Origin of the sequence: Actinomycetospora chlora (assembly GCF_039542135.1) — a bacterium.
Taxonomy (GTDB): Bacteria; Actinomycetota; Actinomycetes; order Mycobacteriales; family Pseudonocardiaceae; genus Actinomycetospora; species Actinomycetospora chlora.
In genome coordinates this window covers 1-7,869 of record NZ_BAABHO010000098.1, presented here as the reverse complement: position 1 = coordinate 7,869, position 7,869 = coordinate 1, and the positions used below count along the sequence as shown (strand labels likewise).

Below are 7,869 nucleotides of genomic sequence, written 5' to 3'. Positions count from 1 at the left end.
CGCCGAGCTCGTGCCCGCCCGCGGCCGGGAGCCGGGGACCCACCGCCCCGCCCGGCGGGACCTGGGCCCCGAGCGTGCCGTCGGCCGCCGCCGGCCGGCGCACGGCGTTGCCGTCGACGACGAGACCCGACCACGGTGACGTGACGGCCGCGCGCACCGCGGGCGGGGCGAAGCCGGTCGCCGCGGCCAGCGCCGCGACGTCGCGGGGCCCCGCGGCCAGCAGCGGGTCGACCGCCCGCAGCACGGGCAGGTGGCGCGGCGCCCCGACGAGCAGGCGCGGCAGGACCGACTCGAGCAGGCGCAGGCGCAGGGTGCGGAGGCCGGTCTTGGTCAGGGCCACCCGCTGCTCGTCGAGGGCACCGAGGACGGCGTCGTACCCGGCCCGCAGGTTGCGGCCGGTCGGCACGACGGCGCCGAGCCGCGCGAGCCGGTCGCGGCGCGAGCGGGGCGGCTCGAGCGCCACCAGCCGCGCGGGGGCGCGGCGCACCGTGTCGCCCTCGAGGACGAACTCGTCGCCGCGGGCGCGCCGCACGCTCTCGCGCAGGGGCCAGGCCCGGTCCCCGGTCTGCGCGGCGAGGGCCGCGACCGGCCGCCGTCCGCCGGCCGGCAGGGCGGCGGCGAGGCGGGCCAGCACCGGGGACGCGGTGGTGCGGATCGTCCAGCGGTAGACCTTGTGCCCGAGCAGCCCGGTCAGCAGCGCCGCCGGTGCGACGATCCCGGGCAGCGGCCCGAGCGGCGGGAACGCGGTGGTCAGCGCGAACACCCCGGTCCAGCTGACCAGGCCCCAGTAGCCGGGGCGCGCAGCGATCGTCCACACCCAGCGCAGGGCGCCGCGCGGACCCGGCTCCCAGCTGCCCCACGGGCGCGGCAGGCGCGCGAGGTCCGCGCGGGCCTGCGACCAGCGGCCCTGCGGCTCCTCGCCCGGGTAGGTCCGCACGGGCGCGCCGGCGACGCCGGGCAGGCGCGCGGTGGCCCGGGAGGCGAGCGGCGTGCTGGCCGTGTGCTGGCGCCGGCGGGCGATGACGGTCAGGACGAACTCGAAGGCGACGTTCGCCGTGAGCACCGAGGCGAGGCCGCCCGCGAACAGCGCCCCGACCTCGCCCCAGCTCGCCGCCGCGTGCGCGGCGGGGAAGAGGTACACCGCGGCCGACCCGGTGAGCCACGCCCCGAGGAAGCGTGCGGGCTTGGCCGCGACGAGCGAGCCCCACGCCAGGGTGGCGATCGCCGGCGGCAGGCCGAGAACGACCGCGCCCCACCCCGTCGCCGCCCCCGCGCCGAGCGCCGCCCGCAGGGCGAGCTCGCCGGCGGTGATCACCGCGACGGCGCCGGTGGTCAGCGCCGCGGCGCGCAGGCTCGCGCCGCGGTCGCGGGCGTAGTTCAGGCGCACCAGCGACCGCACGACGACGTGGGCCAGGACCAGCCCGACCCCGCCCAGCCCCGCGACCAGCGGCGGCGACGGGCCGCCGGGCTCGCCGACCTGCCGCCCGCCCGGGGTGTCCGGCGTGGCCGGGGCCGCGGGGGTCCCGGACGGGGCCGGCTCCGCCGGACGGGGCGCGCCGGGACCGGGTGCCTGGGGGGCGGGCGGCCCCGGCGGCGCGGTGGTCGTCGGTGCCGGCGGGGCGCCGGGCGCGGGCGGCGGTCCCGGCACGACGCGCAGCGTCTCCCCGGCGCGCAGGCGGTCGAGGTCCCGGCCCGCGAAGCGACCCGGGTTGGCGACGGCGAGCTGCGCGGGTGTGGTGCCCAGGCGCGCCGCGATCGCCCCGAGGCTGTCGCCACGCTGCACGCGCCAGGTCCCGTCCCAGCCCGGCGGCGCGCGCAGCGTCTCGCCGGCGCGGATGCGGTCCCGCGCGGCCGCGTCCGGGAACCGCCCGGGGTTGGCCGCGGCCAGCGCGGTCGCGTCCACGCCGAGCGCGCGGGCCAGGCCGCCGAGGGTGTCGCCGGCCCGGACGGTCACCGCGGCCGACACCGACACGGCCGGCGGCTCGGCGACCGCGACCCCGGCCGTCACCAGCGCCCCGAGCGGGCCGAGCACGCCGGCCAGCGCCGCCCCGGCCAGCACGCGCGCCGCGTGGGCGCGCCACCGCGGCGCGGTCAGCTGCCGGTACCGCTGGGCCAGCCCGGCGGCGTCGGCGTCGTCCCCGGTCCCGCGCCCGGTGAGGTGGTGCTCGACCTCGTGGGCGAGCAGGTCGCGCCACCAGGCCGCGACGGCGGGCTCGTCGTGGCGGGCGGCGATCGTCGCGGCCCGCTCGGCCGGGACGTACACGACGCCGCCGGCGGTGAAGGCCAGGGTGCGCGCGACGGCGTCGGCCGCCGCGCGGCGCGGCAGGCCCCCGTCCCGCAGGGCCCCGCGCAGCACGGCGCCCGGGACGACGCGCACCGGCGGGCCGCGGGGGGCGTAGGGCAGCACGGCGGGATCGAGCGGGACGGCCTGCGCGCCGACCCGGGCCAGCGCGCCGGCGACGGCCGCGACAGGGTAGGCGTGGCGGCCGGGCAGGGCGACCGGCCCGTCGTGCCCGGCGACCAGGTCGTCGTAGCCGCGGGGCAGCGGGTAGTTCCGGGGCGCGGGGAAGAGCGGCGACCACGCCCGCAGCACGTCGGTCCACGCCGCGGCCACGGCGCGACGACGCGCGACGTCGGGCCCCGTCACGCCCCGCAGCGCGCCCAGGTCGAGGACGCCGTGCATCGCCCGGAGGAAGTGGTGCTCGGCGAGGTGGGCGCTGCGCTCGGTGGCCCGGCCGGCGTGCACCGGGTCGTCGACGACGTGGGTGAGCTCGTGCAGGAGCACCCCGGCGGCGTCGACCAGGCGGGCGTTGCGGGCGCGCAGGTCCGGGCCGTCGAGCCGGTACCAGCTCTGCCGCAGGACGAGCCCGCCGCCGAGGTGCGCGTAGGCCGCGACGTCCGTCGCGGACCCGGCCAGGGCCGTCGCCGCCCGCGCCGCGAAGGCGGCCTCGGACAGGACCGCGACCGGCACGGCGTCGCCCGGGCGCCGCTCGAGCACGGTGTCGAGCAGGCCGACGCGGGACAGCAACGTCGCGGCCGCGGTGAGCCCGCTGCGGACCTCGGCGGGCAGGTCGGCCCACCCCTCGACCTCGAACCCGCGGGGCAGTCCCGGCCCGGTCATCGTCGCCAGCAGATCCCGCGGCGTGCCGGCCGGCCGCACCCCGCCGTCGTGGAACCGCACCGGGTAGGCCTCGAGGTCCAGCGGGCGAGCCGGCCGGCGGCCGACCGGTCCGCCGCGGACGACGTCCGCGAGCGGGGCGAGCGTGCCGGCGGGCCGCAGCGGCGTCCCGGCCAGCGCCGTCCGCACCTCGCCGACCAGACCGCGCCACGCGGTCGTGTCGAGGGCACCCGCCCGCAGCGCCGCGAACGTCCGGGTGTCCACGTAGATCCACCCGTCGTCGTGGACGAACGCGACGACGTCGTCGGGCCCGCCGAGGGCGCGGATCCGCGCGCCGAACCCGTCGATCGCGCACAGCCCCTGGCAGCCGAGCCCGCTGAGCAGGACCGTCTCCGGGCCGGCGAGTGCGGCGAGGCGCGGCAGGGGCACCAGCGCGGTGGTGACACCCTCCCGGATCACCTGCCCGGTCACCACGCTCTGCGCCGTCGTGGTGGGCACGCCCGCGAGGCGCACGAGGTGCCCGGTCGGCGGGACGACCAGCGACGCGCGCTCCACGAGCACCGGCCCGGCCCCGAAGAGCTCGCGGTGGCGGCCGGCGAGCGCCGCGGCGTCCGCGTCGTGGTCGCCGTGGGCCCAGCCGGTGACGTGGTGACCGATCTCGTGGGCCAGGACGTCGCGCCACCACGCGGCGACGCCCGGCTCGCCGAGACGGGCGGCGATCTCCGCCGCCCGCTCTGCGGTCACGACGACGACGCCGCGGACCGTGTAGGCGACCGTCCGCCCCACGGTGTCGCGCGCGACCGCGTCCTCGAGGCCGAGCCCGCGCAGCTCGGCCACCAGGTCCGCGGCGGCGACCGTGCGGACCGGCGGACCGCGCGCGTCGTAGGGGAGCAGCTGCTGGTCGGCCGGCACGTCGCGGCCGACCAGCCGCCGCAGCGCCGTGCCGACCAGCTCGGCCGGGAACGGGACGGTGCCCGGCAGCGCCAGTGGGCCGTCGCCACCGCCGGGGTGCAGGCGGCCGGTGAGGGCCTTCCCGATCCGGCGCACGACGTAGAGCGCCGGGACCGCCGACGCGACCGCGGCGCCCACCGCCACGAACGCCGGGTGGGGCAGGGACGCCAGGCCGAGCCCGACGAGCCCGGTCTGGGTGGCGAGCGCGGCGGTGGCGCCGCGCCGGGGCGCCGCGGCCCGGCCGCGCCAGTCCTCGATCGCCCGGCCGTGGCGGGCGAGCAGCGTCGCCGCCCCGGTGAACCCGGCGGCGGCGAGCGCGACGGGCAGGTTGCCCTGGGCCGCGAGCTGCAGGGTCAGCGCGGCGCCGCCGACGACGAGGCCGGAGCCGGCGAGGTTCTGCCACCGGCGCAGGCGCGGGTCGTTGGTGTCGTCCCAGCCGGCCCGGCCCGCGGCCGCGGTGCGGAAGGCGGGCCACCCGAGCACGACGTCCGTGCCGGCGAACACGGCGTTGGTGACGACGCCGGCCAGGGCGGCGACGCCCGCCGCGTCGGGGGCGACGCCGCCGGTGACGATCGCGGCGGCGCCGCCCGCCGCGGCGAGGACGTGGTAGGTCAGGTTCACCGCGAAGGTGCCGGCCACGAGCGTCTGCAGGGCGCGCCCGACCGTGCCGCTGTGCGGGCGCAGCCCGATGAACGACGAGGCGGTGGCGCCCGCGGCGCGGGTGACCTTGTCGTGCCAGGTCGAGTACTCCTTGACCGCGAGGGCCTCGCGGTCGGCCCGGGTCTCGGCCGGGCGCAGCACCCGCCCGGTGGCCGGGTCGCGGTACGCGGGCACCAGCGGGAGGTTGACCAGCGCGTCGAGGATGCGCAGGAACTCGTCGGTCTCGGCCCGGATGCGGGCCGCCCGGTCCTCGACGATGCGCGCGCCGGCCGTGCCGTCGGCCATCCGGCCCTCGGCGGCGAGGTTGCCCAGGAGCTCGGCGGCGAGGCGCTCGACGATCGTGCGGGAGAGCCGGCCCCGCTCGATCGGCGCCTCGTGCAGCACGCGGACGTACTGCGTGCGGACGGTGCGCGGCGACTGCGCGAGGCCGCGGAGCACGAACGCGCCGGCGCTGAGCACCGCGCCCACCGTCGTGCCGGCGACGGCGGCCCCGACGAGGCTGCCGGGGGTGGCGAGCGGCCCGGCGACCAGCGCCCAGGTCATCGCGCCCGCGCCGCCCGCGAGCAGCGCGCCGAGACCCCGGCGGGCGCGCGCGGCGGCGCGGTGGAACCCGTCGCGGGTCGCGGCGACCGCGGTCTCCGCGTTCTCCAGGCGCGTCTGGGCGGCCTGGACCTGACGCAGGGCCGTGTCCTGCTCGGCCCGGCGTCCGGCGGCGTCCATCGGGCCGCCGGCGAACATGGCGTCGGCCTCGCGGGCGCTGATGAGCGCCTCGAGGGTGAACGGAGCGCCGCCGGTGGCGGCGAGACCGCGGAACGGCGGCCCGCGCGGGCTCGCGGGCAGGCCGCGCCGGCGCTGCCCGCGGGTCGGCGCCGCCGTGGGGCCCTCGGGCAGGGCGGCCAGGCGCGCCGCCTCCGCGTCGCGCAGGGCGGCGTCGGCGCGGTCGGCCGCGCGGTCGGCGCGCTGGATGCGGCGGTTGGTGGTGCGCAGCGTCGGGGTGTCCCGGCCGGCGACGACGGCCGGGTCGACCGCGTTGTGCCAGGCGATCGCGTTGCTGACCTGCTCGTGCCGGTCGAGATACGCCGCGAGGTCGGCGCTGGTGCCCGGCGTCCAGTCGGGGGTCGGGCCGACGGGGCGGTGGCCGGCGGGGGCGGTGACGCCCGCCGCGGCCTGCGCGGCGATCCAGCGGTCGACGACCGCGCGTCTGGCGGGGGTGAGCGTCCCGGCGGCGACGAGCTGCGCGTAGAAGCCGTCGGGCGCGGTGAGCTCGGCGAACGCGAACGCCTGCCCGCGGCGGGCCGCCTCGGCGACCATCGCCTCGGCGTTGCCGTGCAGGAGCCGCCGGACGGCCTCGGCGCCGGCGGCGTCGGTGGCGACGTCGGCCAGGATCGGCGCCATGTCGTAGTAGTGGCGCAGGTAGTTCGGCAGCGACGGCGACTTCACCGAGTCCGACCCGTAGACGAAGTGCTGCGGGAAGTCGCGGATCAGCGCGATGACCTCGCGGCGCACGGCGTCCGACCGCTCGATGTGCTGGGCGAGGTCGTTCCACGAGACGTCGAACACGAGCCGCGGGAACGCCTCCCGGCCGTCGCCGGACGCCGGCCCGCCGGTCTCGAGGCGGTGCACCTCCTGCGTGAGGACCTCGCGCAGCACGCCCAGGTGCTCGACGGTGAGCTCGGTCCACTTGCCCACCCCGAGGTGGGACAGCGACACCTGAGCGCGCGGGTACTGCCGCAGCAGCGCGACCAGCGGGCGCAGGTGGCGCTCGTCGGGGGTCGCGGCGACGTAGCGCCCGTCGGCCTCGACGATCGCCTCGCCGGCGTCGTTGTGCAGGATCACGACCTGCCCCGTCGTCTCCGCCGCGGCGAGCAGCTCACGCACGTGGGGGCTGTAGGGGTCGGGCACCACCGCGGTCGGGGTGAGGTCGCCGCGCGCGTCGCGCATCCGCAGCGCGTCCGCCTCGGCCGTGCGCCCCAGGGCCTCGAGGACCTCCCGCACCGGCTCGGCCGCCGCGGTGAGCGCCGCCACGTAGTCGCGCGGGCCGGTGCCGGCGACCAGGCGGGCGAGCGCCGGGGAGAACAGGCGGACGTCGTCCAGCGTGATCGCCCCGTCGGGGTCGCGGACCTCGTCGGTGATCCTGCGCAGCGCGGTGTTCAGGCGCCGGACGTAGCGCATGTACTCGGGGGCGAGGACGTGCGCGGCCTGCGGCCCGAGCAGCCGCGTCACAGCTTCCTTGGCCAGCGTCGTCTCGGCGACGACGTAGCCGAGGTCGGGGTTGAGCAGCAGCATCGCGGTCAGGTAGCCCTGAGCGCCCGGGATGTCGATGCGCGCGCCGGAGATGCCGGGCAGGGCCCGCCAGCGCAGGTCGTCGGGCAGGTCGCGGATGGCGTCGAAGAGCCGGACGTCGGGGAACTTCCCGCGCATCGTCAGCATCGCGTTGCCGAAGGTGATGCCCTGGCGCAGCTCGCCCGTGTTCGCGTAGTAGAAGCCGCCGCCGGCGGTGGCCAGCCCGCGCCCGCGCTGCGGGATGGGGGAGAGCAGGACGCGCCCGGTGTGCCCGGCGTCCCGCAGCCAGCCCAGCAGGTCGGCCAGGCGGGTGTAGCGCGGGTCCGAGTAGTCGCCGTGGTGCAGGTGCATGTCCCACGTCGCGCCGTAGGCCGGGCGCGGGTTGCCGATCTCCTGGGCCGCCCGGCGCGGCTCGCCGAGCGCGACGAGGCGTGCGGCGAGCTCGTCGGGGGCGACCGTGACGTCGACGGCCGCGAAGACGCCGGCCCGGGAGTCCGCGGCTCCGCCGGTCGGGCTGCGCCCCGTCGCGAGGCGCGCCGCGCGCTGGACGCCGCCGGCGAGGCCGAGCAGCGGGTCGACGACGCCCAGCCGGTGCTCGAGCCCGGCCTCGTAGCGCCCGATCAGCTCGCCGATCGCGTCGGCGCGCGCGGCCAGCGTGCCGGGGTCGACGACGCGCATCAGCGGCGTCAGGTGGGAGACGACGACGCCGGTCGCGGGCTCGAGCCACACGGCCATGGCCCGGTTCGGCAGCCCCCGGCGCGCCCCGGTCGCGAGCGGGCCGGCCATGGCGACGCGGAAGGCGGCGAGCGCGGCGGCGAGCTCCGCGGCGGCGTCCGCCGCGGACGTCGCCCGCTGCC

At 79.8% G+C, this 7,869-nt stretch carries 1 protein-coding gene; it reads right to left on the bottom strand.

Annotated elements, in window-relative coordinates; all coding sequences use genetic code 11:
- Positions 1 to 7,869, bottom strand: a 7,869-nt coding sequence (locus ABD994_RS30645) for a LysM peptidoglycan-binding domain-containing protein (RefSeq protein ID WP_345425319.1), incomplete at both ends; no start/stop codon positions are given.